26 protein-coding genes, 2 tRNA genes and 1 riboswitch are annotated in these 26,061 nt (G+C 37.9%); of the genes, 17 read left to right on the forward strand and 11 right to left on the reverse strand.

Annotated elements, in window-relative coordinates; genetic code table 11:
- Positions 1 to 9: 9 nt before the first annotated feature.
- The 7 genes from HX004_RS02200 to HX004_RS02230 form a co-directional block, all read right to left on the reverse strand.
- Positions 10 to 972 (reverse strand): alpha/beta fold hydrolase, encoded by a 963-nt coding sequence (locus HX004_RS02200; RefSeq protein WP_286440688.1) that lies wholly within the window; start codon positions 970 to 972, stop codon positions 10 to 12.
- Positions 973 to 1,000: 28 nt separating this feature from the next.
- Positions 1,001 to 2,278: an O-acetylhomoserine aminocarboxypropyltransferase/cysteine synthase family protein gene (locus HX004_RS02205; protein ID WP_286440689.1), complete on the reverse strand. Its 1,278-nt coding sequence runs from the start codon at positions 2,276 to 2,278 to the stop codon at positions 1,001 to 1,003.
- A 318-nt stretch (positions 2,279 to 2,596) separates the two neighbouring features.
- The gene (locus tag HX004_RS02210; RefSeq protein WP_286440690.1) at positions 2,597 to 3,304 is read right to left on the reverse strand and encodes a tRNA1(Val) (adenine(37)-N6)-methyltransferase; all 708 of its coding nucleotides are present in this window, start codon (positions 3,302 to 3,304) and stop codon (positions 2,597 to 2,599) included.
- Positions 3,305 to 3,397: 93 nt separating this feature from the next.
- Entirely contained in the window at positions 3,398 to 3,928 is a 531-nt protein-coding gene (locus HX004_RS02215; protein WP_286440691.1) for a P-loop NTPase family protein, read from the reverse strand.
- Between the two features lie 165 nt (positions 3,929 to 4,093).
- On the reverse strand, positions 4,094 to 4,789 hold the full coding sequence (locus HX004_RS02220; protein WP_286440692.1) for a DUF1003 domain-containing protein: 696 nt from the start codon (positions 4,787 to 4,789) through the stop codon (positions 4,094 to 4,096).
- Positions 4,790 to 4,984: 195 nt separating this feature from the next.
- On the reverse strand, positions 4,985 to 5,515 hold the full coding sequence (gene rimM, locus HX004_RS02225; protein WP_286440693.1) for a ribosome maturation factor RimM: 531 nt from the start codon (positions 5,513 to 5,515) through the stop codon (positions 4,985 to 4,987).
- Positions 5,516 to 5,527: 12 nt separating this feature from the next.
- A complete protein-coding gene (locus HX004_RS02230) occupies positions 5,528 to 6,049 on the reverse strand; it encodes a 30S ribosomal protein S16 (protein WP_286440694.1) in 522 nt (173 codons plus the stop codon).
- Between the two features lie 477 nt (positions 6,050 to 6,526).
- Here HX004_RS02230 and HX004_RS02235 point away from each other — a divergent pair, with 477 nt between their 5' ends.
- A complete protein-coding gene (locus HX004_RS02235; RefSeq protein WP_286440695.1) occupies positions 6,527 to 7,123 on the forward strand; it encodes a DUF6252 domain-containing protein in 597 nt (198 codons plus the stop codon).
- 117 nt (positions 7,124 to 7,240) lie between these two features.
- Positions 7,241 to 11,776, forward strand: coding sequence for a DNA polymerase III subunit alpha (gene dnaE / locus HX004_RS02240; RefSeq protein WP_286440696.1), 4,536 nt, complete (start codon positions 7,241 to 7,243; stop codon positions 11,774 to 11,776).
- Positions 11,777 to 11,841: 65 nt separating this feature from the next.
- On the opposite strand, the gene HX004_RS02245 is transcribed toward dnaE, so the two are convergent.
- Positions 11,842 to 12,342, reverse strand: a complete 501-nt coding sequence (locus tag HX004_RS02245; RefSeq protein WP_286440697.1) for a MepB family protein — start codon at positions 12,340 to 12,342, stop codon at positions 11,842 to 11,844.
- A gap of 194 nt (positions 12,343 to 12,536) precedes the next feature.
- Between HX004_RS02245 and trxA the strand changes: the two genes are divergently transcribed.
- The 9 genes from trxA to HX004_RS02290 all read left to right on the forward strand — a co-directional run bounded on the left by trxA (position 12,537) and on the right by HX004_RS02290 (position 20,276).
- Positions 12,537 to 12,854 carry a thioredoxin gene (gene trxA, locus HX004_RS02250; RefSeq protein ID WP_286440698.1) on the forward strand — a complete coding sequence of 106 codons (318 nt, stop codon included), beginning with the start codon at positions 12,537 to 12,539 and terminating at the stop codon, positions 12,852 to 12,854.
- A 105-nt stretch (positions 12,855 to 12,959) separates the two neighbouring features.
- The gene (locus HX004_RS02255; protein ID WP_286440699.1) at positions 12,960 to 13,109 is read left to right on the forward strand and encodes a hypothetical protein; all 150 of its coding nucleotides are present in this window, start codon (positions 12,960 to 12,962) and stop codon (positions 13,107 to 13,109) included.
- Between the two features lie 164 nt (positions 13,110 to 13,273).
- Positions 13,274 to 13,347: transfer RNA gene (locus HX004_RS02260), tRNA-Asp, on the forward strand.
- A 114-nt stretch (positions 13,348 to 13,461) separates the two neighbouring features.
- Positions 13,462 to 13,538 (forward strand) — tRNA-Asp (locus HX004_RS02265).
- Between the two features lie 175 nt (positions 13,539 to 13,713).
- Positions 13,714 to 13,896, forward strand: a riboswitch (cobalamin riboswitch).
- A gap of 100 nt (positions 13,897 to 13,996) precedes the next feature.
- Positions 13,997 to 16,063, forward strand: a complete 2,067-nt coding sequence (locus tag HX004_RS02270; RefSeq protein ID WP_286440700.1) for a TonB-dependent receptor — start codon at positions 13,997 to 13,999, stop codon at positions 16,061 to 16,063.
- A 4-nt stretch (positions 16,064 to 16,067) separates the two neighbouring features.
- A complete protein-coding gene (locus HX004_RS02275) occupies positions 16,068 to 17,201 on the forward strand; it encodes a DUF5074 domain-containing protein (protein ID WP_286440815.1) in 1,134 nt (377 codons plus the stop codon).
- Between the two features lie 23 nt (positions 17,202 to 17,224).
- Complete coding sequence (locus tag HX004_RS02280; protein WP_286440701.1) at positions 17,225 to 18,142, forward strand: PKD domain-containing protein; 918 nt, start codon at positions 17,225 to 17,227, stop codon at positions 18,140 to 18,142.
- Positions 18,143 to 18,167: 25 nt separating this feature from the next.
- Entirely contained in the window at positions 18,168 to 19,265 is a 1,098-nt protein-coding gene (locus tag HX004_RS02285) for a DUF4465 domain-containing protein (RefSeq protein WP_286440702.1), read from the forward strand.
- 138 nt (positions 19,266 to 19,403) lie between these two features.
- Complete coding sequence (locus HX004_RS02290) at positions 19,404 to 20,276, forward strand: DMT family transporter (protein ID WP_286440703.1); 873 nt, start codon at positions 19,404 to 19,406, stop codon at positions 20,274 to 20,276.
- Here the strand turns inward: HX004_RS02290 and HX004_RS02295 are convergent.
- The gene (locus tag HX004_RS02295; RefSeq protein ID WP_286440704.1) at positions 20,256 to 20,774 is read right to left on the reverse strand and encodes a DUF456 domain-containing protein; all 519 of its coding nucleotides are present in this window, start codon (positions 20,772 to 20,774) and stop codon (positions 20,256 to 20,258) included. The genes HX004_RS02290 and HX004_RS02295 overlap by 21 nt on opposite strands.
- A 50-nt stretch (positions 20,775 to 20,824) precedes the next feature.
- On the opposite strand from HX004_RS02295, the gene HX004_RS02300 reads away from it, so the two are divergent.
- Positions 20,825 to 21,304, forward strand: coding sequence for a hypothetical protein (locus HX004_RS02300; RefSeq protein WP_286440705.1), 480 nt, complete (start codon positions 20,825 to 20,827; stop codon positions 21,302 to 21,304).
- Positions 21,305 to 21,363: 59 nt separating this feature from the next.
- Here the strand turns inward: HX004_RS02300 and HX004_RS02305 are convergent, their stop codons facing one another.
- The gene (locus HX004_RS02305) at positions 21,364 to 22,302 is read right to left on the reverse strand and encodes a hypothetical protein (RefSeq protein ID WP_286440706.1); all 939 of its coding nucleotides are present in this window, start codon (positions 22,300 to 22,302) and stop codon (positions 21,364 to 21,366) included.
- 59 nt (positions 22,303 to 22,361) lie between these two features.
- On the opposite strand from HX004_RS02305, the gene ruvC reads away from it, so the two are divergent.
- From ruvC to HX004_RS02330, 5 genes are read left to right on the forward strand one after another with little or no spacing between them, the layout of a single operon-like run.
- Positions 22,362 to 22,916 (forward strand): crossover junction endodeoxyribonuclease RuvC, encoded by a 555-nt coding sequence (ruvC, locus tag HX004_RS02310; protein ID WP_286440707.1) that lies wholly within the window; start codon positions 22,362 to 22,364, stop codon positions 22,914 to 22,916.
- Complete coding sequence (gene hemW, locus HX004_RS02315) at positions 22,916 to 24,049, forward strand: radical SAM family heme chaperone HemW (protein ID WP_286440708.1); 1,134 nt, start codon at positions 22,916 to 22,918, stop codon at positions 24,047 to 24,049. The genes ruvC and hemW overlap by 1 nt, the downstream gene beginning before the upstream one ends.
- A 4-nt stretch (positions 24,050 to 24,053) precedes the next feature.
- Complete coding sequence (locus HX004_RS02320) at positions 24,054 to 24,824, forward strand: cyclase family protein (protein ID WP_286440709.1); 771 nt, start codon at positions 24,054 to 24,056, stop codon at positions 24,822 to 24,824.
- Between the two features lie 2 nt (positions 24,825 to 24,826).
- Complete coding sequence (locus HX004_RS02325; RefSeq protein WP_286440710.1) at positions 24,827 to 25,195, forward strand: MmcQ/YjbR family DNA-binding protein; 369 nt, start codon at positions 24,827 to 24,829, stop codon at positions 25,193 to 25,195.
- 5 nt (positions 25,196 to 25,200) lie between these two features.
- Positions 25,201 to 25,572 carry an MmcQ/YjbR family DNA-binding protein gene (locus HX004_RS02330; RefSeq protein WP_286440711.1) on the forward strand — a complete coding sequence of 124 codons (372 nt, stop codon included), beginning with the start codon at positions 25,201 to 25,203 and terminating at the stop codon, positions 25,570 to 25,572.
- A gap of 7 nt (positions 25,573 to 25,579) precedes the next feature.
- Here HX004_RS02330 and HX004_RS02335 read toward each other — a convergent pair whose 3' ends face one another.
- Entirely contained in the window at positions 25,580 to 26,014 is a 435-nt protein-coding gene (locus tag HX004_RS02335) for an energy transducer TonB (RefSeq protein WP_286440712.1), read from the reverse strand.
- Positions 26,015 to 26,061 lie beyond the last annotated feature (47 nt).

The following is a 26,061-nucleotide window of genomic DNA, read 5'->3' on the forward strand; positions in this document are numbered from 1 at the left end:
TGTCTTGATTTAAAATATAGGTCGTAATGCGGTTTGTAATTGTTCATATTCCATGAGGAAGGCATCATGACCGTGTATGGATTGTATTTCTTTGTAGTTGATATTTGCGCCATAGGCGTATAATTTACAATAGGTTTGCCGTTGTTCTTTTTGGGTAAACATATAGTCACTATTCACCGCGATTACGGTAATTTGCGCGGTTGTATTCGCGGCAAATTGCTTCAACGACTCTTCGGTTAATTCCCCTCCAATTGTTCTGAGTAGGTGATTCATCAGTCGATAGGCCGCTAGCTGAAAGCGTTTTTTTAGAGCCTGACCGTGATAGGTCAGCCAATGTTCAATGGTATGTGTATTATCACGGGTATGCGTTTGACTAAACTTTTGATTGATGGACTCCGGAGTTCGATAAAGGAGCATGGCGTGTTTGCGTGCATCTTCCAATGGATGAATAGAGTGATTGAGTATGGCCTCCTGAACGGCAACTTGTCCAATCAACCAATCCGAAGCTTGGAGGTTAGTCGCAATGGGAATTAAGTGCTGAATAGTCTGTGGACGCTGCAAAGCCATTTCCCAAGCAATACTCCCTCCCAAACTTCCCCCGATGATGGCATATAGGTGAGAAACCTGTAAAAAATTCAAGCCCTTCCAAAAGATATCCGCTACACTCGCCGTTGTCAACGCCGTATAATTTAAAAACAATTGCTCTTCTTTGTTCGCATATCCATTTCCTGGAATATTAAACGCTATTACTGTATATCGATTCAAATCAATCACTTGATCATATCCAATTAGTTCTTTCCACCAGCCTTGCTCTCCTGCAACAGTACTATTTCCCGTCAAGGCGTGATTGACTAAAACAATAGGCGCTTGGTGTAAGGGTTGACCAAAAATCTCATAGTTTAAATACAAGGTTTGATAGGTCTGATCGGGTAGAAGGTAATCCGTAATCTGGATGGTGTGCAAGTGATTCATTTTGAAGATCGTAATACCAGTGAATAAATTAAATCAGGGTTTTGAAAACGCGTGCAAGGTCTTGTTTTAAATCGGCTATCGCTTCAATACCAACAGAAAGGCGAACCAAATCAGGGGTTACTCCTGTTGCTTTTTGTTCGTCTACCGTTAATTGTTGATGGGTGGTCGATGCAGGGTGAATGATGAGTGATTTGGTATCCCCAATATTAGCCACTAAAGAAAAGAGCTGGGTTTCATTGGCTACTGTCTTGGCTGCTTCAAATCCCTTTTTTAAACCAAAGGTGATGACTCCACTTTGTCCATCAGGAAGATACGTTTGCGCTAGCTTGTAGTAAGGACTCGAAGGCAATCCGGGGTAATTGACCCAAGCAACAGCCTCTTGTTTTTCTAACCATTCCGCTAGTTCTAAGGCATTTTCACTGTGTTTCTTTAGGCGAATAGCTAAGGTTTCTAATCCTTGAATAATTTGAAAAGCATTGAACGGACTCAAAGCGGCGCCTAAATCGCGTAATCCTTCTAAGCGGATTTTGCCAATGAAAGCTGCTTTTCCCAGCGCTTCGTGATAGATTAAGCCGTGGTAACCTGCAGCAGGTTCTGTAAATTCAGGAAATTTTCCACTGCTCCAGTCGAACGTACCCGCATCAATGATGGCGCCCCCTAATGCCGTGCCATTTCCTGAAATGTATTTGGTTAAAGAGTGAATGACAATATCTGCACCGTGTTCAATTGGTCGAAGTAGAGCAGGAGAAGGAACCGTATTATCTACGATGAAAGGAATCTGGTGTTTTTTTGCAAGTTGAGATAAGCCCTTTAAATCAATCAAATCCAATTTGGGATTTCCCAAGCTCTCCACAAAAATAGCTTTGGTATTTTGTTGGATATTTTGAGCGAAATGAGCTAAATCACTAGGATCTACAAAGGTGGTATGAATGCCCAATCGCGGCAAAGTAACATTGAGTAAATTATAGGTACCTCCATACAAACTATTGGAAGCAATAATATGATCACCCGCTTTGAGTAAGGTTAAGAAGGTTGTACTAATGGCAGAAGCGCCAGAAGCGGTTACCACAGCGCCAATGCCTCCTTCCAGCGCAGCTAAACGCTGTTCTAAAATATCGTTGGTAGGGTTGTTTAGTCGGGTATAAATATAGGCTGGTATACTAAGATTGAACGCACCTGCGGCGTGATCCGCATTTTCAAATACATAGGATGACGTTTGATAAATGGGAACCGCTCTAGAGCCTGCGGTTTGGTTGACTTGATGTCCAGCGTGTAATGCTTGAGTTGAAAATTGAAAATTGCTCATGTTTTTTAGATTTAGGTTATAGATTTTTGAAAAAGAGATAAAAAAAAGCCCCACCGGCATAGACCGATGAGACTCCAACTAATTTATCCTATTACAAAAAGAGGTTAACTGGTTGACTTTCGGCCATAGCGAGAGATGAACATCATTGTGTTCATTTGCATGGGCATCATCATGGTGTTAACTCTTAAAATCATGGTTTTGTTTTTTAGATGCATCAACATTAAAAAAGGTCTATTTTATTAGATTCCTTTTTTGAGTTTGATTGTAGAGCAAATGTCTGTAAAATATTTTTAATAGCAGTTATAAAAACTGCAAATACTATAATTTTAGATAAAAATTCTGTACTAGGGTGGTGAATTCAGGGGTGTAACAGTGTCTTTTTTCTTCAATTGTCAGCTCATTTAGAGGAATTTTCTCTATGCGTTCTCTTGAAAAGGCAAGTAAACTGCGTTTAATCTCACTAGTAGGCGTTCCTTTTACCCGTGTAACCTGCAGGGGATAGATGTCAAACTCTGCAGCAAGGTAAATAATGCGTTCTTCTTCTTTGGCAGGAACAATGATGCTGAACACTCCTTTTTCGGATAAAAAGTATTCTACCGCTTCTATTAACAACTCAAAAGGAAGGGAATTTTGGAAGCGCGCTTGATCTCTTTTTTCGTCTTGGGTATAGTAATCCTCACTGTAAAAAGGAGGGTTGGAAACAATTAGGTCATATTCTTCATCCATGCCATTGGCAAAATCTTCTAAACCTGCGTGATAACAGAATAAGCGATCGCCCCATGGACTATTTTCAAAATTATCAATGGCCTGTGCATGCGCATCGGCATCGATTTCAACACCGTCAATTTGTTCCGCATCGGTGCGTTGAGCGAGCATTAAGGCAATTAACCCTGTACCTGTGCCAATGTCTAATATTTTATAGGGATTGTGATCAACGGGAGTCCAAGCCCCTAAAAGCACGCCATCGGTTCCCACTTTCATGGCACATTGATCTTGTTGTATGGTGAATTGTTTGAATTGAAACATAAGAATAAGTAAAATTTCGAATGTCAAAAGTACAAAAAATGCGGTTTAGAAAGAGGAAAGGAATCAAAGTGACTTCTAGGAGTAGGGAATAAATTAGAGGTTCCACTCCTTATACATCTTCTTCAATTGATGAAACGATGTAATTCGAATATAGGGAAGACCACTGGTTTCTACCAGTTTTTGGTACTTTTCTTTGCTTTTAGGAAACTTAAAGAGAATATGACGAATCATTTTCCAACTAAATTGTTGAGTCGCTCCTTCTAGATTTCCAGCTCGATTGGGATTGTTTTGCAGGGCGCGCTTTGTATAGCGGTAAGCAGAATTCCAACGAGAAAAATCCAACCAAATGATGGCAGTGGCTTGAGCAAAACGCTCCGGCATGAGAAAGCTGTAATTTCCTTCAATAACCCATTGTTTCTGTTGAGTTAAAAAAGCTTGGTGATCGAGTCGAATAAGTTCGCGATCTTTCATTTGCCAAGCCGTGTTTGGGATATGGGCTATTTGATCCAAATGACAAATCGCCAAATCGAGCTGTTGTGCTAGATGCTGTGCAAGGGGAGATTTTCCTGCACCACTATTGCCAATAATACAGATGCGTTTGCCTAAGGTTTCTAGTGGAATCATTTTTGTTGATTGTTGTTTGTTGTTTGTTGATTGTTGTTTGTTGATTGTTGTTTGTTGTTTGTTGTTTGTTGTTTGTTATGAGCTGTACGTCCTTTAATCGAAAATCTTCACAACCAACACCATACACCCAACACCATACACCCAACACCATACACCATACACCGTCTATTTATTCTTTTTAATTTCCTTCATTAAATCTTCTAAATAGTCGACTTGTACTTCTTGAATCTCGAGTAGTTTTTTATTTTGATGGACCAATAAATGATCTATTTTTTCGCTGAGGAGCTTGATTTCCAATTCCGCTTTGAGGTTGATTTTGTAGTCGTGTTCTCCTCGTTGTCTGTCTTTTTGTTCCTGTCTGTTTTGACTCATCATAATGATAGGCGCTTGAATAGCAGCCAAACAGGATAGAATAAGGTTGAGTAAAATAAAGGGATAGGGATCAAATGGTTTTGCCGTAAATACCCAAATATTAATCGCCATCCAAATAATCAAAAAGGTAAAGAATGTGATAATAAACGTCCAACTTCCTCCAAAAGCAGCAACTTTATCCGCTATCTTTTGTCCCACCGTTAGCTTGGTTTCGATGTCGTCTTGAATATTTTCGGATAGAATGGCATTGTTTTGTATGGCATTCATCACATCCTTGTCTAAGGCGGCAAGTTCTCCTTTTTCTTGTAACATTAATTCCGTTAGGTACAAACGTCGGTATCGGTTGAGTTCCCCTAAAGTGATATAATCCTCTTTGGCAAAGGAAGGATAATCCTGTTGGATCAGTTCAAAAATCCCTTTTCGGATTTCTTTGGCTTTAATTTCTTCCCCTGGATTGATCGTGAGTTTACTGATTGCACTTATCTTCATGTTTTTTATATTAAATGTAGAGAAAATTTTGTTATGAGTGATCTGTAGATTTTTCTCATCAACTCATCAACTCATCAACTCATCAACTCAAACAACAAACAACAAACAACAAACAACAAACAACCAACAACCAACAACCAACAAAAAAACGCCAAGAGAGCAAATTCTCTTGGCGTTTTTTTTATCAACGATCAATTAATTGTCTAAATATAAATCTACTAAGCCAGCAGGTACATTTAAAATTAATTTTTTGTTTTCGCGATCCACTTGTTCGATGAATTGGTCAATCATAGGTACTAAAATTTCAGTTCCGTTGTGATCAATTTCGAATAGGACTTGGTAGTTACTATCATTGATTCTTACTAAAGTTCCGATAGAACCTAGTGTTGTGTCAATGACTTCAAAACCTTCCACTTCGTGATAGTAGAACTTATTCCCTTCTAATTTAGGTAATAAATTCAAAGGCAAATACAATTCAGAGCCAATTAGACGATCAGCTTCCTCTTCGGAATTGCAATCTTCAAATTTTACTCGTAAGAAATCATTTTTGTGCAAAAAAGCGTCTTCAATAAAAAAAGGAACCAGTTGTCCGTTAAAGTCAACGAACACTGATTCCAAATTTTCGTATAACTCAGGTTCATCCGTGTCTAAATAGACTAAAAGTTCCCCCTTGAAGCTAAATTTTTTTGCGACTTTGCCTAAATAGAAACAATCTTTTTTACGCATATCGCTTAGAAATTACGCTTGAGTTTCTTCGTTGTTTTCTTCTGTCGCTTCTTCTGTTTCTACAGGTGCAGATTCAGCAGCAACTTTAGCTACTTGAGCAGCAGCGCGTTTAGCGTTTGCTTCTTTTTCAGCAGCGATTTTTTGAGCTTTATCAGCCGCTTTAGAAGAGGTTAAACCATCTTTCTTAGCGTTGATTTTGTTTGCTTTCTCTTCTAACCAAGCAGCGAATTTAGCATCAGCTTGCTCTTGAGTTAAAGCTCCTTTGTTTACCCCACCTTGTAAGTGGTGTTTCAATAAAGCTCCTTTGTAAGAAAGTAATGTTCTAGCAGTATCCGTTGGTTGTGCACCGTTGAATAACCATTTAACAGCTGAATCTACATTTAATTCAACAGTTGCAGGGTTAGTGTTTGGATTGTAAGTACCGATTTTCTCTAAGTATTTACCATCTCTTTTAGCGCGTGAATCAGCAGCTACTACCCAGTAAAAAGGTTTTCCTTTTTTACCGTGTCTTTGTAATCTAATTTTTACAGACATAATAATTTGTTTTGTTTGAGGTACCCGACCTCGGTTAAAAATTTGCGCAAAGATACTAACTTTTTTAATTTGTTCGAGGAATAAAATAGAAAAATTTGAAATCAAATCAGCCTGATTTCAAATGAGTTATAACTGCTCCATAAAAAAAGATCGAGTCGCGAATCTAGTTGGTTAGAGACGTATGAAAGGTTTCCTCCAAAGAGAATGCAATACTCCCTTGATTTGAGGCAAAGGACTTTTTTTGTAAAAAAAACAAAAATAATTATCCAGTTTTTTTCGATTGAATGCATTTAAATTGTATTTTTCTCAATAGAAATTAATTCTCAATAGCACATCAAGGAGCAATGTTTTTTAATTTTGAATAAACAGAAAAAGAACTTCTTTTTCAAAGTTAAAGTTTTATTAAAAAAATTTTTTTTTGAACAATAAAAAATATATTTTTGCGATGTATATATATCACTAATAGATTAGTATAATATGAGAAAGATAATAGGAATGTTCGCTTTAGTTTTGGGCTTCATGGCATGTGAAAGTGATGTTAAATTTTCAGATCCAGGAATGTATGCATCCATGACTGCTGATGCAATTACTGATTCAACGAAAATAAATGGTAATCCCTATAGTCATTATATGGAATACAAGCCACAAACGTTTAAAGCATTCGTGGTAAATGAAAAAACGTTAAACATCGAAGCTAAAACAGATTCTACTACATTGAGAATATATTTGCCAGATTATGAATTTGGTGCAAAATATGAGTTTAATGCAACAGATAATATCAAGGCGGATTATATTGTATATGACGATTATAAGAATACATCATCCATGTATGCAACAGATGCTTTGAGTATGACTACAGGTCAACCGGTTAGCCGTCCAGGGTATATCATTTTAGATCCAGCGGATAAACAAGTGCCAGGAACAATCTCAGGAACATTTGTAATCAATATGAATGCTAGTATTTTACCTGATGACGAAATGGATGACAACAACAAACGCATCAAGCGCTATGTAGACCGTAAAACATTTGATGGTGGGGTGTTCTTTAGAATTCCACTAGGAAAAGGAGAATAGAGATTTGTAAAATTATTTATATTGGAAGAAGCTGCTTAGTAACTAAGCAGCTTTTTTTGTACCTTTGAAATTGTTACAAATCTCCCTGTTTTTGGGTTAATATTCTATAAATCAAGTATGTATTTAATTTTTGATACGGAAACCACTGGGCTTCCGAAGAGTTGGTCGGCTCCCTTAACGGATACGGATAATTGGCCGCGATGTATACAAATCGCTTGGCAGTTACACGACGATATGGGGCGACTTGTGGAACATCAAGATTACCTAATCAAACCCAAAGGGTTTAATATTCCTTATGACGCAGAACGCATTCACGGAATTTCAACTGAATTGGCAGAAGAGCAAGGGATTGACTTAGAAGAAGCATTAGCCAAATTCAATATTGCACTCTCCAAAGCTCGTTTTATTGTCGGTCAAAACATTGGATTTGACGTCAATATTATGGGATGTGAATTCTATCGTATGGGGGTGGATAGTCAATTGACTTCTATGGCTGTATTGGATACTTGTACGGAGGTAACAGCAGAAATGCTAAAATTACCGGGTGGACGTGGTGGACGATATAAATTACCTACTTTAACTGAACTACATACCTATTTATTTGGTGAGGCATTCGCAGAAGCACATAACGCTACGGCAGACGTGGAGGCAACTACGCGTTGTTTCCTCGAATTAGTTAAACGCGGAACGTTTTCAAAGGAAGAATTACACTGTGATGATAGCTATATTCAGCGTTATAACGATTTTAATCCACAGCCTTTTCAACCGGTTGGATTAAAACACATCAACCTTAAAAAAGCATCGGATGAGATCAGAGCTCGTCTAGCAAAATTACAAGGCAGTGCAACAGAAGCAATTTCTACAGAGGAACGTCAACAGTTTCAAAATGCGCGATTCGCGCATTTACACGTACATACGCAATTTTCTGTTTTACAGTCAACAATTGGTATTCCCAATCTAGTTAAAAAAGCAGGAGAAATGAATTTGTCAGCGATTGCGATGACGGATCACGGGAATATGATGGGAGCCTTTCACTTTGTGATGGCAGTGAATAATCACAACAAAGGGGTTGAAGCTCAAAATAAAACGCGTTTAGAAAACGGAGAAGCAGCCTTACCTTTATTGACTCCTATTGTAGGATGTGAGTTTTTTATCAATGAGAATCACCTGGATCGAACCAAAAAAGACAATGGGTATCAGGTCGTCTTATTGGCTAAAAATAAAAAGGGATACCATAATTTGGCTAAAATGGCTTCTATTGCCTATACGGATGGTTTCTATTATGTGCCCCGTATTGATAAAAGCGTGGTAGAGCAATACAAAGAGGATGTTATCGTACTCACGGGTAACTTATTTGGAGAGATACCAGGTAAGATTTTAAACGTTGGAGAACGTCAAGCAGAAGAAGCTTTAGTTTGGTGGAAGGAGCAATTTGGCGATGATTTGTATGTGGAACTCATGCGCCATGGTCAGGAAGATGAAAATCGCGTGAATCAGGTGTTAATTGAATTCGCGCGCAAACACAACATCAAAATGGTAGCGACGAATAACGCTTACTATTTAGATAAAAAAGATGCCAATGCACACGATATTTTATTATGTGTGAAAGATGGAGAAAAACAAAGTACTCCTATTGGTAGAGGTAGGGGGTATCGCTATGGATTACCCAACCAAGAATACTACTTCAAGTCAGAAGAAGAAATGAAAAAATTGTTCGAGGATATTCCTGAAGCAATTTACAACATACAAGAAATTGTCGATAAAGTTGAGCCTTTTGTTTTACACCGTGATGTGTTACTTCCTAAATTCGATATTCCTGAAGAATTTCAAGATGCTCGTGATTTAGAAGGGGATGGATCGGGAAAAAGAGGAGAGAACAACTATTTAAAATACTTAACCTATGAAGGAGCAAAACGCCGTTATCCTGAAGTAACAGAGGATATTCGCGAGCGTTTGGACTTTGAGTTAGCAACCATTGAACGTACGGGGTACCCTGGATACTTCTTAATTGTACAAGATTTCATTGCTGCTGCTCGTCAAATGGGCGTTTCTGTTGGACCAGGTCGTGGATCTGCAGCTGGTTCTGCTGTAGCTTATTGCTTGGGAATTACCAATCTTGATCCCATTGAATACGATTTGCTTTTTGAGCGTTTCTTGAATCCTGACCGTGTATCCATGCCCGATATTGATATTGACTTTGATGATGAAGGACGAAGTAAGGTAATGGATTACGTAATTGATAAATACGGATCTAGTCAAGTAGCACAAATTATTACTTATGGTAAAATGGCTACGAAGTCTGCAATTCGCGATACGGCTCGTGTATTGGATTTACCTTTGTTTGAGGCGGATCGAATTGCTAAATTGATTCCTGGTATGATGCCTTCCAAATGGAATTTAGCTCGCTTTTTATCTGAAAGTGAAGATGCAATTAAAGGAGCATTGCGCAGTGAAGAATTTGACAAGGTGAAGGAATTAATCGCTTTGGCGAAAGAAGATTCGTTGGCTGCTGAGACAATTCAACAAGCAAAAATACTAGAAGGATCTATGCGAAATACAGGTATTCACGCCTGTGGAGTAATCATTACACCGGATGATATTACCAAATTCGTGCCCGTAACAGTAGCTAAAGATTCGGACTTATACGTCACTCAATTTGACAACTCCGTGGCTGAAAGTGCAGGGCTGTTAAAGATGGACTTCTTGGGGTTGAAAACGTTGACCCTAATTAAAGATACCATCAAATTAGTTAAGTATAGAACGGGAATTGAAATTGATCCTGATTTGATTCCCATTGATGATGAAAAAACATACGAACTCTTTCAACGTGGTGAAACCATTGGTGTGTTCCAGTACGAATCTGCTGGGATGCAGAAGTATATGCGCGAATTAAAACCAACGGTATTTGCCGATTTAATTGCCATGAATGCCCTGTATCGTCCTGGACCTTTAGAGTATATTCCGTCTTTTATCCGTCGTAAAAATGGGGAAGAACCAATTGTATACGATTTGGATGCTTGTGAGGAATATTTAAAGGAAACCTATGGTATTACGGTTTACCAAGAGCAGGTTATGCTTTTGTCGCAAAAGTTAGCTGACTTTACCAAAGGTGAAGCCGACGTTTTGCGTAAGGCTATGGGTAAAAAACAGAAAGATGTACTAGATAAAATGAAGCCTCAATTCGTGGAGCAAGCGGCGAAAAAAGGACATGATCCTGTGGTGTTAGAAAAGATTTGGAAAGACTGGGAAGCGTTTGCTTCTTATGCCTTCAATAAGTCACACTCCACTTGCTACGCTTGGATTGCTTATCAAACAGCTTATTTAAAAGCGCATTATCCTGCGGAATATATGGCAGCTGTACTCTCGAATAATATGAATGACATCAAGCAAGTAACTTTCTTTATGGAAGAGTGTAAACGCATGGGATTACATGTATTAGGACCTGATGTAAATGAATCATTCTACAAATTTACCGTAAACGACGAGTATGCGATTCGATTTGGAATGGGAGCTGTAAAAGGTGTAGGGCAAGGAGCTGTGAAGACCATTGTCGATAATAGATCTAATGGACGTTATCGCTCGATCTTTGATTTGGCAAAGAAAATCGACTTGAGAGCTGCGAATAAAAAAGCATTTGAAAACTTAGCTTTGGCTGGTGGATTTGATTGTTTTGAGAATACGCATCGCGCTCAATACTTTTATACAGATCCGACAGACCCCAATACTTTCTTGGAAAAGGCGATTAAATATGGTGCTAAAACACAGGAAAGTGAAAATTCGGCTCAAGTAAGTCTGTTCGGAGACAGTAGTGAAGTTCAAATTCCAGAGCCCCTTTTACCGGCTTGTGAAGAATGGAGTACCATGGAGAAACTTGCAAAGGAAAAAGAAGTGGTGGGAATTTATATTTCAGGACATCCATTGGATGACTTCCGCTTTGAATTGAAGAGTTTCTGTAATGTTCGCGTGGAAGAACTAGCGCGTTTGGAAAATTTTACAGGGCGTATTGTTAGCTTTGGTGGAATGATCAGTGATGTGCAATTTAGAACTTCTGCAAAAGGAAAAGATTGGGCTGCCTTTACCATTGAGGGATACGATGAATCTTTTGAATTCCGTTTGTTTAACGAAGATTTCTTGAAATTTAGACATTTCTTATTGACTAATACGTTTGTCTTTGTGCGCGTACAAGTCAATGAAGGTTGGATTCGAAAGGATACAGGTGAACGAGGAGAACCGCGTTTGCAATTTATGGAGATGAAATTACTCCATGAGGTAATTCCCGCTTTTGCCAAGCAATTGGTTGTGCAAATGAATATTAAAGAGTTGAGTGAAAGTAAACTCAATGATATCAAAACGACTTTAGATAAATATATAGGAGATAAACAAGTTTTCTTTGATATTTATGAAGTGGAAAAAATGGAGTTGGAAGAGGAAAATAAACCAACGCCTAGGATGAATATGACTATGAATGAAGATGGTGATTTGATTGAGGATATAGAAGAAGGAGAAATTGATTCTTTTGAAATAGAAGATAAACGAGAGGAGTTTAGAATCGTCAATCGCATTGAAATGTCTAGTCGAAATAGTCGAATTACAATCAGTGCAGATCTATTAGAAGAATTAGAACGTCAACAGGTGATGTTTAAATTGAATTAGAACAAGCGCCTGAAAATAGAAAAAGCCTTGGTTTACTTGTAAAACCAAGGCTTTTTTATTGTGTTTTAGTACGGTTGCATTATTTTTCTCGCTTTTTTTAAAGCTTGGGGAGTAAGATCAGTACAATCAATAAAGTACTGACTTTGCCATTGTTGGGTTTTACTTGCCTGTGTATTCGTTGGGGTGTCCCAATCGGGATAAACGCGAAACCCCCGTTTTCCTTCTTTTTCAGCAGTTGTTAGGATGCCTTTTGCTGCTAAAATAGAGCGAGGGAAAATAAAAAAACCAATCTGATCTTGATCGTTCGCCATTATAATATAAAAATCAAAGGGATCCGTAGAGGTATAAGGTGCTGTGATTCCGACAGCATTTCTCTGCCATACCGTAACAAATTGGCCGATTTTTTTGGGTGTTATCTTAGCTTTTCTAAACTTAATAGTAAAATCAGCCAGTTGACCATTGTAACCAAGATATTCTTCACATTCCATATCCTTTGTTAGGGAGGTAAAGTTTAATTCAAGGTATTGTAGAAAATAATCCGTAATCTGTTTTAATTGATTTTTCATAGATGCAAATGCAAGAATAGGTATAAATATCGGTATAATTTAGTTGTAGTGATGTAAAATACAAGGAAGGATGCTATGGGGTGTTTTTTAGAATTAGCTTTGCATATTACGAAATAGATAAAATTGATTAAAAAGGATGAGGTAAGTATAATAATTTTAGTAGTTTTGTCTTATAACGTAAAAAAAGTATTACCATGGCATTAGAAATAACAGACGCTACATTTGAAGAAGTAGTATTAAAATCAGACAAACCTGTTTTAGTAGATTTTTGGGCAGTATGGTGTGGACCATGTAAAATGTTAGCTCCAGTTGTATCTGAATTAAGTACAGATTTCGAAGGAAAAGCAGTAGTTGGAAAAGTTGACGTAGACAACAACCAAGAATTCGCTTCAAAATATGGAATTCGCAACATCCCTACAGTATTAGTATTCAAAAATGGAGAAGTTGTAGGTCGTCAAGTAGGAGTAGCTCCTAAAAAAACATACGAAGATTTAATCAACGAAGCTTTATAAGAAGCACAGATACGATTAAAAAGATAAAAAAACAGCAGTGAATTTTAATTTACTGCTGTTTTTTTTTGCTGTATTTTGTAATGAGAGCTAAAAAAAAGAGGCTTAGTGGCAATAAAAAAAGCTAAAAATAGAAGAGTAAGGAAGAAAAAGAGCAGGAAAATTGGAGAATCATATTTGAAAAAGAATGAAAAATTGAAGGGAGAAGGTGTTTTGAAGAGAAAGACAAAAGGAATTATAGCGTCAAAAGCACAATGATTCAAAAAAGTCCAAAAAAAAGTTGATTTTTTTTAGGTGTATATAATGCTGAAACTCAGACGGCTTCTGGTTTTGATGAAAAAAAGTTTAATTTTTTTTCTCGTAGGATTTGGAAGTGTAGAAAATGGTCGTATATTTGCACCGCATTACAGCAATAAAGACAAGGTTTGGTAGTTCAGTTGGTTAGAATACATGCCTGTCACGCATGGGGTCGCGGGTTCGAGTCCCGTCCAGACCGCAAAACTCAAGAGCAATTTTGAGTCAGCGAAAAAGACGAAGAAAAGAATAATTTTCTTTGTATTTTTTAAAAAAAGTCTATCTTTGTCGCTGTAATGATTTTATGGTTAATACTGGTTTGGTAGTTCAGTTGGTTAGAATACATGCCTGTCACGCATGGGGTCGCGGGTTCGAGTCCCGTCCAGACCGCCAGTAAAAAAGAAGCCTCTCATTTCGTGGGAGGCTTTTTTTGCCCTCTAATAATCACTGAATTATTAGATTGTAAAATTTAGTTGTGTTGTTAAGTGCGCAAGCACTAGGTTTAGTAGTTAGACCAATGAAAAGCTTTCCTGAAATTCATGGAGAGCTTTTTTGTTTTTTCCCCTATCTTTGCATTTCATAAAATGGTTCCACTTTAAACAGTGGATGTCAAAAGGGAATGGAGTGTAAGTCTCCAACAGGCCCGCTGCTGTAAGCTCATCGGTTTAGCAAGCTTAGTTGTCCACTGTGTAAAATGGGAAGGACCTTGCTAAGAGTAAGTCAGAATACCTGCCATTTTAGGTTTGTTTCACGTTTTCGATGCCAAAACAGTAAACGCAAGAGATTATCCACTACTCGTATTGCAGTGGGTACTGTACCATGCGTTTGTGTAGGCGAGATGATTTATACTTATGCGGTTACAGTATTTACTTTTATTCGTTTTATCTTTCTTCGGAAGTAGTCTTGGTTATGCACAACAAACCCAAGATACCCTAACTGCATTAAATGAAATTCTGGTTGTCAAAGAAACAACAAAAGATTTCATTCCACCTAAAACTCTTGAAGGAGAACAGTTAAATCGGTTGAACAGTGCAACTGTGGCGGATGCTTTGCGTTATTTTGCAGGTGTGAAAATCAAAGATTATGGTGGGATGGGCGGTATAAAAACCGTGGATGTCCGCAATATGGGCACACAACAAGTGGGCGTTTTTTACAATGGTATTCAGTTGGGAAATGCCCAAAATGGTATCGTTGATTTAGGGAAGTACTCTTTAGATAATATAGAAGCGATTCAATTGTACAACGGACAACGCAGCGCTCCACTTCAGGCAGCGAAAGAATATGCCGCTGCTTCGACTGTATACATGCAAACCAAGCGTCCAAATTTTACTAAAAATCAACGCATACAAGCGAATTTTCAATATAAGATGGGGGATATTCAATGGACCAATCCCGCTGCTCGCGTAGCCCTCAAAGTTAATGATCATATTAATACAACAATAAGCACCTCTTATTTATACTCCAATGGACATTATAAGTTCAGACAAAAGCGCTTTAATCTCGATGGAACAGTAGCCTATGATACGCTGGGGCATCGAAAGAATAGCGGAATTGAATCCTTTCGATTGGAAAATAGTTGGTTTGGGCAAGATCAAGTAAACTCTTGGCAGGTTCACCTCTATTTCTATCAATCCCATCGTGGTTTACCAGAAGCCATCATTAAGAAAAGTGAAACTACAATTGCCACAGAAAAGAATAACGAAAAACAAGACGATAAAAATGTCGTGATTCAAGGGGAATGGAAACGCAAAGTTTCTCCTTTGTATCAATGGATGATTAAAGGAAAGTTTGCCTATGATCAATTGCATTATAAATCAAGAAAAACAGTCGATTTTCAAGGGGATGAAGTAACGTATAATCCTCAATTTGACAATACTTATCATCAGCAGGAATGGTATGTGTCAGCGGCTCATTTATTTGCAATAACCCCTTCTTGGCAAATCTCTTTGGCTACCGATCTACAATACAATAAATTAAATGCAACCCGACTGGGGCAGGAAACTTTATTTTCCTTTCCAGAACGCTATACGTTTTATACGGTTTTGTCCACAAGCCTTGATTTAGGAAAGTTGAAAGTTCAAGCTAATCTCTTGGGGACGTTTACGGAGGAAAAAGTAAAGTACAATTACCAAGCACCCAACCGAACTTTTTTTACACCTTCTGTTTTTTTGCGTTACAACCCTTGGGATATGCGTGATTTTACCCTTCATGCCTTCTATAAACACGTATACCGATTACCTACTTTTAACGATTTGTATTATACTCAATTGGGAACGGCTTACTTAAAACCTGAATACAGCCGACAGTTTAATTTAGGGTTTACTTATCAATATAAAATGAGTAATGCACGGTTGAAAGACATTGATTTTACGTTAGAAACCTATTATGCGCAGATTAAAGATAAAATAATCGCTTCTCCAACTTCGAGTATGATGCGTTGGATGATGTCTAATTTAGGAAAAGTAGAACAGTACGGAATCGAAAGTCAGATTAAAACCAATTGGGAGCCCGTAAAAGGAATTTGGGCTCAATTGGGGGTGACCTATGAATATACCATAGCCCAAGACTTGAGTGTAACCCCATCGGGAAAACCGTCGTATTATGGAGATCAGATTCCCTATACGCCATGGCATTCGGGATCTATCCTTGGGGGTATAGATTATCGAAATTGGCAACTGAACTACAGTTTTATCTATGTAGGGAAACGTTACAATGGCAATAAAAACAATACGGTGCGCAATGAATTGCAACCTTGGTATACTCATGATTTAAGTATACAAAAGCAAGTACAGTGGCAGAAGAAAGTGATGCGAATTAGAGCCGAGGCGAATAACCTTGCGAATCAATACTATGAAGTAGTTACTAATTTTCCCATGCCAGGAAGAAATTTTCGTTTAACCTTAAGTGTGGATTTATAAGATGATGAGAAGGTGTTTTTATTTACTCGTCCTACTTAGCTTGTTGGTGAGTAGTTGCCGTAAGGATGAACTGATTTTTGTTTCTGATAGCTCTGTCGTTTCTATTCCTGTACAACTGGAAGATTATCAGGGGTTTTATCTCCTAAATGAAGGGAATATGGGAATGAATCGCGCAACCATTGATTGGTTTAATTATGAAACAGGACTGTATACTCGTGATATCTTTTCAGAACGCAATCCGACCCTCCCTCGTGAATTAGGAGATGTAGGTAATGATTTAAAAATTTATGGAACAAAAGCCTATGCGACTATCAATGCTTCTAACTTTATTGAAGTTTTTGATGTAGCAACAGGAAAACACATCAAGCAAATTCACTTGCCGAATTGTCGTTATTTGGCTTTTGCCAATGGAAAAGCCTATGTGAGTTCCTTCTCTGGAAAGATAGAAATTACACCCAATGCAGAAATTGGTTTTGTAGCGGAAATTGATACGATATCTTTACAAGTAACCCGTCGTGTAGATGTTGGTTATCAACCCGAAGAAATGGTGATTAGCGGAACTAAACTGTACGTAGCCAATTCAGGGGGGTATAGAGAACCTCATTATGATACAACTGTATCTGTGGTTGATTTAACTCATTTTACTGAAATAAAAAAAATAGAAGTAGCACCCAATCTACATCGAATGCAAGTCGATACTCGAGGAGATATCTATGTCAGTTCTAGAGGAAATTACAAAGAAATTCCCCCCAATCTATATGTAATCGATACCACTTTGGATGAGGTGAAACAAAAGTTGAATATTCCTGTATCCAATATGACACTTGATGACGATAAATTGTATTATTACGCCAATGCCTATCAGACTAACACGAATACCCATGCGGTGTCTTTTGGGATTTTAGATACGGCAACCAAGCAAGTGATTCGTCCTGCAATCATCACAGATGGAACAGCCAAGCAATTGGTAATGCCTTATGGAATTGCGGTCAATCCAGAAACCAAAGAAATTTATATCACAGATGCACAGGATTATATCGGAAATGGATACCTCTATTGTTATTCAGCTGATGGACGATTAAAATGGAAAACAACCACAGGGAATATTCCTGCACATCTGGCATTCATCCGCCTGTAACCATCAAAAAAAAAACGATCAAAATGACAAAAAGATTAATACTATTTGCCCTATTCAGCCTTGCTTTATGCAGTGGAATTAGTTGTTCTAGTGATAGTGAATCAGGAGAGAAGGAGACTATAACGGTTAAAAAAACAGTGACTAAAGTTTTGGAGTATGCTCCTGCCTTCGGACAATTCGTCAATGAATTACCCCCATATGAAACTGGAGATACACCAGAAAGTATGCGGTTAAAAGCAGAAAAAGCGTTGATGAACAATGAAGTGATCACCTTAGGTGGATTTGGAGGTTATGTGGTATTTGGTTTCGATCATACCATAGAAAATAGACCAGGTAAACGAGATGTTCGAATCTTGGGTAATGCGTTTACCAATAATGCAGAACCTGGAGTTATTCTCGTCGCCTATGATAGAAATAAAAATGGACGTCCTGATGAGGAGGAATGGTTTGAATTAGCAGGGAGCGAGCACAGTAATCCTGCAGTTGTTAAAAACTATGCGATCACTTACTTTAGGCCAACGAAAAGTGCAGTAGAAACTCCAGGAGAAGTTAAACACTATATTCGTTGGAAAGACAATCAGGGCAATGAAGGATGGAAGATTAAAAACCAGTTTCATCAACAACAGTACTATCCCCAATGGATCAAAGCAGATTCTATTACTTTTAGCGGAACGCTGTTACCAAACAACGCTGTTCAGGTAGGGCAAACAGAAAATAGTTGGCAATTGAAGACATTTGGTTGGGGGTATGCGGATAATTATCCCAATACGAGAGAAGGGGCTACCATTGATATTGATTGGGCAGTTGATCAGGCTGGGAATCCAGTGCATTTGCCAGGTATTGATTTTATTAAAATTTACACCGGATTAAATCAAGAAGCAGGCTGGTTAGGCGAAACATCTACAGAGGTAGCGGGAGCTATTGATTTACATTTAGAATAAGAATACTAACATTTACTTTATAATTATGAAAAAAAGCTTTTTGCGTTTAAGTGCCTTATTTGTCTTAGGGCTAAGTTTAGCGACAGTAACCTTTACAAGTTGCTCGAGTGACGATAGCGGAGTATACAATGTAGCCATTGATAAGGGAACGCTAACGACCCTTACTTTCCAAGAGCTTGTAATTGATCCACAAGTAGAAACACAAGGAGCTGTTTTTACTTGGTTCGATCATACAGTGAATTCAGTGATTTCGAAAGAAGCTGTCTTAAAACACGCCTTTCAAACACCTGGAGAACATAAGATATCATTGAAAATTGAGCGTGGAAATAAGGTAGAACTATATACTTATTCCATTCAAGTTGGGAAATCGGATGATTTTGACCAGGTAAGATTAAATTTAACTGATTTTGATTTAACAGAGGGAATAGAAACTGCAGGAGGAAGAATTTGGAAGAACACCTTTACGGAAGATATGCCGTTAAATACTTCTATTTTCTCTTTCAATCACAACGCAATGACAGAATGGAAGGTGTGGTATGGATTTACAGTCTCTAATAGCAAGGACAACAGCAACCAGCTAGAAGCAGAAGGAGGATGGGTAAACAACCAATGGGGATCTATGGCTAAAGGAGGTGTAGAAGGTGTAGGAAAACCGTTCTTAGTAGCATATGCAGATCATAAACCTGATGCAAGTGTCTTACAACCAGGAGTGGAAATTGAGGTAGAGAATTTTAGTGCTGTAGTGACCTTAGATGATACAAATCGCTATAAAGCCGTAAGTACAGCTGTGGCAATTAGTCCATGGTCTTATTACGGAATTACAGAAGGAGATGATTATGCTACTAAATTCAAAACAGGTGATTACTTTGCTCTTCAGGTATATGGAGTGGGTGCAGATATGAAATTAACCTCTTCAGCGCCTGTAACACACTATTTTGTTGATTTCAGAAATGGAGAACACACAGTTAGCAAGGATTGGAATACAGTTGATTTGTCTTCTTTAGGAGAAGTGAAATACTTGTTGTTTTTCCTTGAAACAACAGATAGAAATGCACAAGGATATGCAAATACAGCTTTGTATTTTACCATGGATCAATTAACCGTAAATCCAATAACAGAATAAAAAAGCAATTCAATACAGAAGCCCTATCCCTGCGATAGGGTTTCTTGTTTTAGTTGGTGATACAAAAAAATAAAAAAGCACCTTGGACAAGAAAAACTAACGTATTTTGCAGCGCAAATCAAAAAGCTTATAAATCAAATGGCAAATAAACCTAGGATTGCTCTGTTCATCGGAATTCTGTGTATTTCTATTTTTCCTGTTTTAGTAAAAATGGCCTTAGTGCCAGGACTGATATCCGCATTCTATCGCATGGCAATTGCCGCGTTGTTTATTGTGCCCTATGCCTTATTTACAAAGCAGATAAAATTATACAACCGCAAAACCATGATGTTGATGATTTTGTGCGGCATGTGTTTTGGATTAGACATTGGAGTTTGGAATATTGCGATTCAAGGTTCAACAGCTACGCAAGCAACTTTATTAGGAAATTTAGCTCCTGTTTGGGTGGGAATAGGAAGTTATTTCTTTTTGCAAATTAAACCTTCCTTCAATTTTTGGATGGGAACTGTATTGGCCTTAATCGGCATGGTTACCTTAGTGGGGATTGAAGTATTTGTCAATTTATCTTTTGATATTCCTTTTCTATTCAGTATACTATCGGGTTTACTTTATGCCACTTATATCTTATTGAGTAAAAGAGTATTGAGTGAAGTAGGCGTAGTTCCCTTTATGTCGTATAGTATTACCGTATCAACTGTTTTTCTCGCTATACTCAATCTCATTATGGGATCTGATTTTACGGGATTTTCTACTGCAGGTTGGATGACCTTAGTCGTACAAGGTGTCGTTTGTCAGCTGTTGGCCTGGTTGCTTATCAGCTATGCTACCCAAAATATGAGAGCGACTCGCGTTTCTTTGAGTTTGTTGAGTCAAGCCTTATTTGCCGCTCTATTGGCGTGGTACTTCTTAGACGAGGCTATTTCGATTCAAATGGTTATTGGGGGATGTATTATTCTCTTAGGTATTGGAATTACCTTTATCAATAAACCCTTAATTGGACGACCAGGGTAACGAAAACGAAGAGAATTTTCCAATTATTAGTACGATTCCCCAGATTAAAAAGGCAAGGCTAAAGATAATCTTTAAGAAGGTAGAAGCAAGGAATCCAATAAACGAACCTATTGCCGCTTTTAAAGCACGAGAGATATCTCGACTATCAAAGATTAATTCGCCAATCAATGCACCTAAGAACGGCCCTAGAACAAAGCCAAAAGGAATAGGAGCAAGAATACCGATGATTAATCCGATATTGGTTCCCCAAACGCCGTATTTGCTTCCTCCAAAACGCTTGGTTCCTTGAGCTGGAATGACGTAATCCAAAATGGATACGACAATTGTTACCCCGAGACTCCCCCAAAGAGCTAGACTACTCATCTCAATTCCATCAACAAAATACAAACACAATATACCCAACCAACTAACGGGAAGCCCAGGTAAGGCAGGAAGAACACTGCCAATTATACCAAAAATTAGTAGTAAAAGGCTTAAAATTAATAAGAAATAGTCCATCTCTATTTTTTTTGTATTTTTGATTAACTAAAGTACAACAATATTGTTTCATGAAGTCGAGTTGGATTATTTTCTTTTTCCCCATTCTATTTGCGTCTTGTCAGTGGATGTCCGCTCAGCTTCCCAATGAGCAAGAATTGTTGGAGGAAGAACTGAACAAAATTGATTGGACGAAAGTAGATACTTATCCCAGTGTTGCGAGTTGCGATACTATTTTTGATGAGACAGCTCGAAAAGCGTGCTTCTTTGATTATATCACAGCTGCTTTAGAAGAAAACCTGCGTATGGATACCCTACGTGGAACATTTGCTACCCTAGATACTTTAAATGTATTGGTGACTATTCAAGCAGATGCACAAGTTTCTTTGTCGCTCTATCAACTGAATGACAGCGTAAAACAACAACTCAAAAGTGTAGACAGCTTGTTAATGGTAAAAAGTAAAACGTTTGATAACCTCTCTCCAGCAACCAAAAGAGGCGTTCCCGTAACGAGTCAGTTTGTATTACCACTTGTCTTGCACAAACAGTAGGGGACAAATGGCAATCTGCCCTGTATATAAAAATCAAATCCCAAAGGACAGCAATTCATTTATTTCTTCAATTTAAAAGTCAGTACAAAATAACTGCCAATTGAAATAGGCAGTACAATATTCAACAGCCAAATTAGAGTTGCAACTAAGGCAACGATCCATTGATTGACATCCAGAGCGGAAAAAATAAACATAGCAATACTTCCTTTTACGGCAAATTCCAAAAATTGAAAATTAGGTAAGGAAGAAGCCAAAAGATAGATAGCAGATACCGCACACAATAACTCAAAATACGGAATTGTAACCCCAAAGAGATAATAGAGAATCACATATTGGTGGGTAAAGGAAGCATAGCGCAATAGAGCCAAAAATAAATTTTTGCGATGAGTTTTTTTTGGAATCTCTCTCAATAGCTGAATCACAGTATTGAATGAATATCCTTTGATACTCAAATGACGCAAAGAAAAGACAATAAGAATGATTGCTAGAGCAACACCATAAAGAATCCACAGATAATAGGGAGGAATAAATTGGTGGCTATAATTGAGGATGGTAAGGCCAATTAATCCAAAGATGATGGCATAAATCACCTGTACACCATTGCACACCATATTGAGGAAAATTACCCTTCCAGTGTCCTTTTTAGGAAAATACAAGGCTTTTCCTGCATATTCCCCAATCCCATTGGGAGTGAAAATTCCTAAGGTCAAAGCACTGAGCACTTGTTTAGCCGCCTGACCCACACTGACAGGCTGAATGAGAGAAGATAAATTCTGCCATTTTAAGATCTCAACAAATCGATTGGAAAAAGTCAAAAACAGCAAAGCTACTAATGCCCAAGTATGTTGTGGATCAACCACAATCTCTCGAAGGAGTGCGGTATCCAGCGTTTGATCACTAGACAGTTTGTTATAGATATAATAAAAAGCACTACTTACGACAATTATCTTCAGTAGAAGTACAAGGAATTGCTTAGTTTTGTTGGATACAATTTTCATCAACACAAAGTAAATCCTTTTTTTTGTGTCTAGGTGAGGCAATAACAAAAATTAAGAATTTGACAATAGATAGAATCATATTAGGGATTGATCCAGGTACGACGATTATGGGCTTTGGACTCATACGCGTGGTGAATAAGAAAATGGAATTTATTCAGTTGAATGAATTGCAATTGAATAAGTATGACGATCACTATACGAAACTGCGTCGAATTTTTGAGCGCACGATTGAATTAATTGAAACGCATTGCCCCGATGAAATTGCCATTGAAGCCCCTTTCTTTGGGAAAAATGTGCAATCGATGTTGAAATTAGGACGCGCACAGGGAGTAGCCATGGCGGCGGGCCTTTCGCGTGGGATTCCCATTACAGAATACGAGCCTAAAAAGATAAAAATGGCTATTACGGGTAATGGAAATGCCAGTAAAGAACAAGTAGCAAAAATGCTACAACAACTTTTAGGATTGAAAGAATTACCTAAAAATCTCGATAGTACTGATGGATTAGCGGCTGCTGTTTGTCATTTCTTTAATTCAGGAAAAACGGTAGTCGGGAAATCATATAGTGGATGGGATGCCTTTGTCAAACAAAATCAAGATCGAGTAAAAAAATAATGGCAGGTATTTACATTCACATTCCCTTTTGCAAGCAAGCGTGTCACTATTGTGATTTTCACTTCTCTACTTCTTTGAAGAAAAAAGAAGAAATGTTAGTTGCGCTTAAAGGTGAATTACTCTTGCGCAAAGCAGAGTTGAAAGGAGAAATTATTGAGACGATTTATTTTGGAGGAGGGACACCTAGTATTTTAGCTGTTGAAGAAATCAATGCGTTGATTGAAACCGTTTATCAAAATTTTACAGTGGTTGATCAACCTGAAATCACCCTAGAAGCAAATCCAGATGATTTAACGACGACAACCATTCATCGTTTGGCTCAATCCAAGGTCAATCGATTGAGTATTGGCATTCAGTCCTTTGGTGAAGAAGATTTAAAAATGATGAATCGCGCGCACAATGCACAAGAGGCAATTACGTGCTTACAAGAAGCTGTGCGTTATTTTGACAATATCTCTATCGATTTAATTTACGGCATTCCCAACCTCTCTAATGAACGTTGGCTTGAAAATATTCAACGCATTTTGGATTTGGGTATTCCACATATTTCTTGCTACGCCTTGACAGTAGAAGAGCGCACGGCATTGAATAAACTCATTCAAAAAGGAGTGATTCCCAGTCCCAAAGAAGAAGTGGCTCATGCTCACTTTATGCTGTTGATTGAAAAATTAAGAGCCAATGGGTATATCCATTACGAACTGTCCAATTTTGCTAAACCAGGGTATTACTCCAAAAATAATTCGGCTTATTGGTTGGGTAAAAAGTATTTGGGCATTGGACCTTCAGCTCATAGTTTTGACGGTACCTATCGCAGTTGGAATATTTCTAATAACCCCTTGTATATCAAAGCAATTGAAGCTGGTGAATTACCGTCAGAAATCGAAAAACTTTCACTTTCGGATCGTTATAATGAATATATAATGACGGGATTGCGCACGATTTGGGGAGTTGACTTGGCGCGTATTGCACGTGAATTCGGTTCGACATTCCACGAATATCTAGTCCGAGAATCGGCTTCTTTTATTGCGGATGGATTGATGCAAGAAGTGGAAGGGGTGTTGACCATAACAGATAAAGGAAAATTTTTAAGTGATGGTATTGCATCTGATTTATTTTGGTTAGATTTGAACTAAAACATTGAAAGCAACCTTCTCTATTTCTGACCAAAACTATACTGTTGATTTTTCACAACCGATTGATATCTCTATTCCCTTAACCAATACAGATGAAAATCCCATTGCATGGTATTTAGATAAACCGTCTATTGAACCTGTACGCATGGGCGACTGGGTAGGCAAGGTAAGTGAAGGACAATCCTCTACCAATTTCAATACTATCGCCTTTAATCCGCATGGACACGGTACACATACGGAGTGTTTAGGGCATATTACCCGTGACTTTTACAGCATTAATGATACCTTGAAGACCTTTGTGTTTTTAGCACAAGTCGTTACGATTCAACCTGAAAAGTTAGATAATGGTGATGCGGTAATTACCCTAGAGCAGGTGAGTCAACTATGGCAAGCGAAAGAGCAAACAGCTATTGTCATTCGTACTTTACCGAATGAAGCAATAAAGAAACACAGCAAATACTCCCATACAAACCCGCCGTATTTAGCCGCTGAAGCTGCTGCTTTTTTACGCGAGCAAGGGATTAAACATTTGTTGATCGACTTACCGAGCGTAGATAAAGAAAAAGACGAAGGTAAGCTCTTGGCACACAAGGCCTTTTGGAATGTAAAAGATATAAATCAAGTCAACGATGACGCTTGTTTCGATGCGACAATAACCGAAATGATTTACGTGCCCAAAGAGGTGAAGGATGATTTTTACCTATTAAATATACAGATTGCCTCTTTTGTCAACGATGCTTCACCAAGTAAACCTATTCTGTATAAGGTAAAGTAAATATGGAATTAGATGAACTCTATGAATATTGCACTAATAAGGCGTATGCAACTAGTGGATTCCCCTTCGATGAAAATTTATTGACCTTTAGGATAGGGGGTAAAATATTTGCCATGATTGCACTGCATTTTTGGGAAAAGGGAGATTACAATATTATTGTCAAATGCACGCCGGAACTTGTTATTGAATTGCGAGAACGATATGTTGATATTACCCATGGCTATACCATGAATAAGCAACATTGGAATACAATTTATTTAAAGGGAAATTTTACTCAACAGCAAGTGATGGAGTGGATTGACCTTTCTTATCATTTAGTTTTTGAAACACTGACTACAAAAGAATTGCAACTTTTGAATCATAAAAATTGACAGCCATGGATGTACATGTGATTTACGATTATTGTTTAAACAAAAAAGGAACAACGGAAGATTTTCCTTTTGATGAAGAAACACTTACGTTTAAAGTGGGAGGGAAGATTTATCTCTTGCTTAATTTGACGAAATGGGAGCAGGGAAATTGCTTTGTCAATTTAAAATGTGATCCTGAAAAGGCAGAAGAATTGCGAGCGGATTACAGTGAGATTACTCCGGGTTATCACATGAGTAAAAAGCATTGGAATAGCGTTCAATTAAAAGGAAGCGTACAATGGTCCTTACTCAAAGAATTGATTGATCATTCGTATGCGTTGGTGTATGCAAGTTTGACAAAGAAAGTAAAAGATAGTTTAGACGAGACCGCTATTTAGCAGGGAATTAGTTAGATTCTTCTATAATTGGGAAAACGGTAAGAGGTAAGGTCATTAATACACGTACCGGGTGGCCCTTGTTTGATCCAGGTTGCCATGTTTTCAATTGTTCAAAGGTTGTTTTAACTCTTTGTTCGATATCATAGCCATAATCTCTAACGATTTCAATAGTAGAAACTTGCCCATCTTTCTCTACAACATATCGAACCACAAACACCAATTTGCGTATGGAAGCCTCTATTCGAGGCGGTTCGAATAGAGCCTCAAAATCCTTCCTGAAGGCAGATGATCCTCCCGGATATTCTGGAGCCTTATCAACCAGTAAATAAATCTCATCGTCATCCACTAACTGTTCTTCCTTTGGTGAAGTAGAAGTTGAGTTTTGAGCGGATAGACTACCTAAAGCTATGAGAAACAAAAAAATAGTAAGGTGAATTTTCAATCTGTAGTTTTTAGGTGGACTAAAGGTAATAAAAAAGAAGAGCAGTT

This window comes from Myroides sp. 1354, assembly GCF_030324495.1.
In the GTDB taxonomy this organism is placed as follows: Bacteria; Bacteroidota; Bacteroidia; order Flavobacteriales; family Flavobacteriaceae; genus Flavobacterium.

Excerpts from the sequence above, each read along its gene's own strand:
- HX004_RS02200 (WP_286440688.1), bottom strand. The coding sequence starts at position 972 with ATGAATCACTTGCACACCATCCAGATTACGGATTACCTTCTACCCGAT.
- HX004_RS02205 (WP_286440689.1), bottom strand. The coding sequence starts at position 2,278 with ATGAGCAATTTTCAATTTTCAACTCAAGCATTACACGCTGGACATCAA.
- HX004_RS02210 (WP_286440690.1), bottom strand. The coding sequence starts at position 3,304 with ATGTTTCAATTCAAACAATTCACCATACAACAAGATCAATGTGCCATG.
- HX004_RS02215 (WP_286440691.1), bottom strand. The coding sequence starts at position 3,928 with ATGATTCCACTAGAAACCTTAGGCAAACGCATCTGTATTATTGGCAAT.
- HX004_RS02220 (WP_286440692.1), bottom strand. The coding sequence starts at position 4,789 with ATGAAGATAAGTGCAATCAGTAAACTCACGATCAATCCAGGGGAAGAA.
- rimM (WP_286440693.1), bottom strand. The coding sequence starts at position 5,515 with ATGCGTAAAAAAGATTGTTTCTATTTAGGCAAAGTCGCAAAAAAATTT.
- HX004_RS02230 (WP_286440694.1), bottom strand. The coding sequence starts at position 6,049 with ATGTCTGTAAAAATTAGATTACAAAGACACGGTAAAAAAGGAAAACCT.
- HX004_RS02235 (WP_286440695.1), top strand. The coding sequence starts at position 6,527 with ATGAGAAAGATAATAGGAATGTTCGCTTTAGTTTTGGGCTTCATGGCA.
- dnaE (WP_286440696.1), top strand. The coding sequence starts at position 7,241 with ATGTATTTAATTTTTGATACGGAAACCACTGGGCTTCCGAAGAGTTGG.
- HX004_RS02245 (WP_286440697.1), bottom strand. The coding sequence starts at position 12,342 with ATGAAAAATCAATTAAAACAGATTACGGATTATTTTCTACAATACCTT.
- trxA (WP_286440698.1), top strand. The coding sequence starts at position 12,537 with ATGGCATTAGAAATAACAGACGCTACATTTGAAGAAGTAGTATTAAAA.
- HX004_RS02270 (WP_286440700.1), top strand. The coding sequence starts at position 13,997 with ATGCGGTTACAGTATTTACTTTTATTCGTTTTATCTTTCTTCGGAAGT.
- HX004_RS02275 (WP_286440815.1), top strand. The coding sequence starts at position 16,068 with ATGAGAAGGTGTTTTTATTTACTCGTCCTACTTAGCTTGTTGGTGAGT.
- HX004_RS02280 (WP_286440701.1), top strand. The coding sequence starts at position 17,225 with ATGACAAAAAGATTAATACTATTTGCCCTATTCAGCCTTGCTTTATGC.
- HX004_RS02285 (WP_286440702.1), top strand. The coding sequence starts at position 18,168 with ATGAAAAAAAGCTTTTTGCGTTTAAGTGCCTTATTTGTCTTAGGGCTA.
- HX004_RS02290 (WP_286440703.1), top strand. The coding sequence starts at position 19,404 with ATGGCAAATAAACCTAGGATTGCTCTGTTCATCGGAATTCTGTGTATT.
- HX004_RS02295 (WP_286440704.1), bottom strand. The coding sequence starts at position 20,774 with ATGGACTATTTCTTATTAATTTTAAGCCTTTTACTACTAATTTTTGGT.
- HX004_RS02300 (WP_286440705.1), top strand. The coding sequence starts at position 20,825 with ATGAAGTCGAGTTGGATTATTTTCTTTTTCCCCATTCTATTTGCGTCT.
- HX004_RS02305 (WP_286440706.1), bottom strand. The coding sequence starts at position 22,302 with ATGAAAATTGTATCCAACAAAACTAAGCAATTCCTTGTACTTCTACTG.
- hemW (WP_286440708.1), top strand. The coding sequence starts at position 22,916 with ATGGCAGGTATTTACATTCACATTCCCTTTTGCAAGCAAGCGTGTCAC.
- HX004_RS02325 (WP_286440710.1), top strand. The coding sequence starts at position 24,827 with ATGGAATTAGATGAACTCTATGAATATTGCACTAATAAGGCGTATGCA.
- HX004_RS02330 (WP_286440711.1), top strand. The coding sequence starts at position 25,201 with ATGGATGTACATGTGATTTACGATTATTGTTTAAACAAAAAAGGAACA.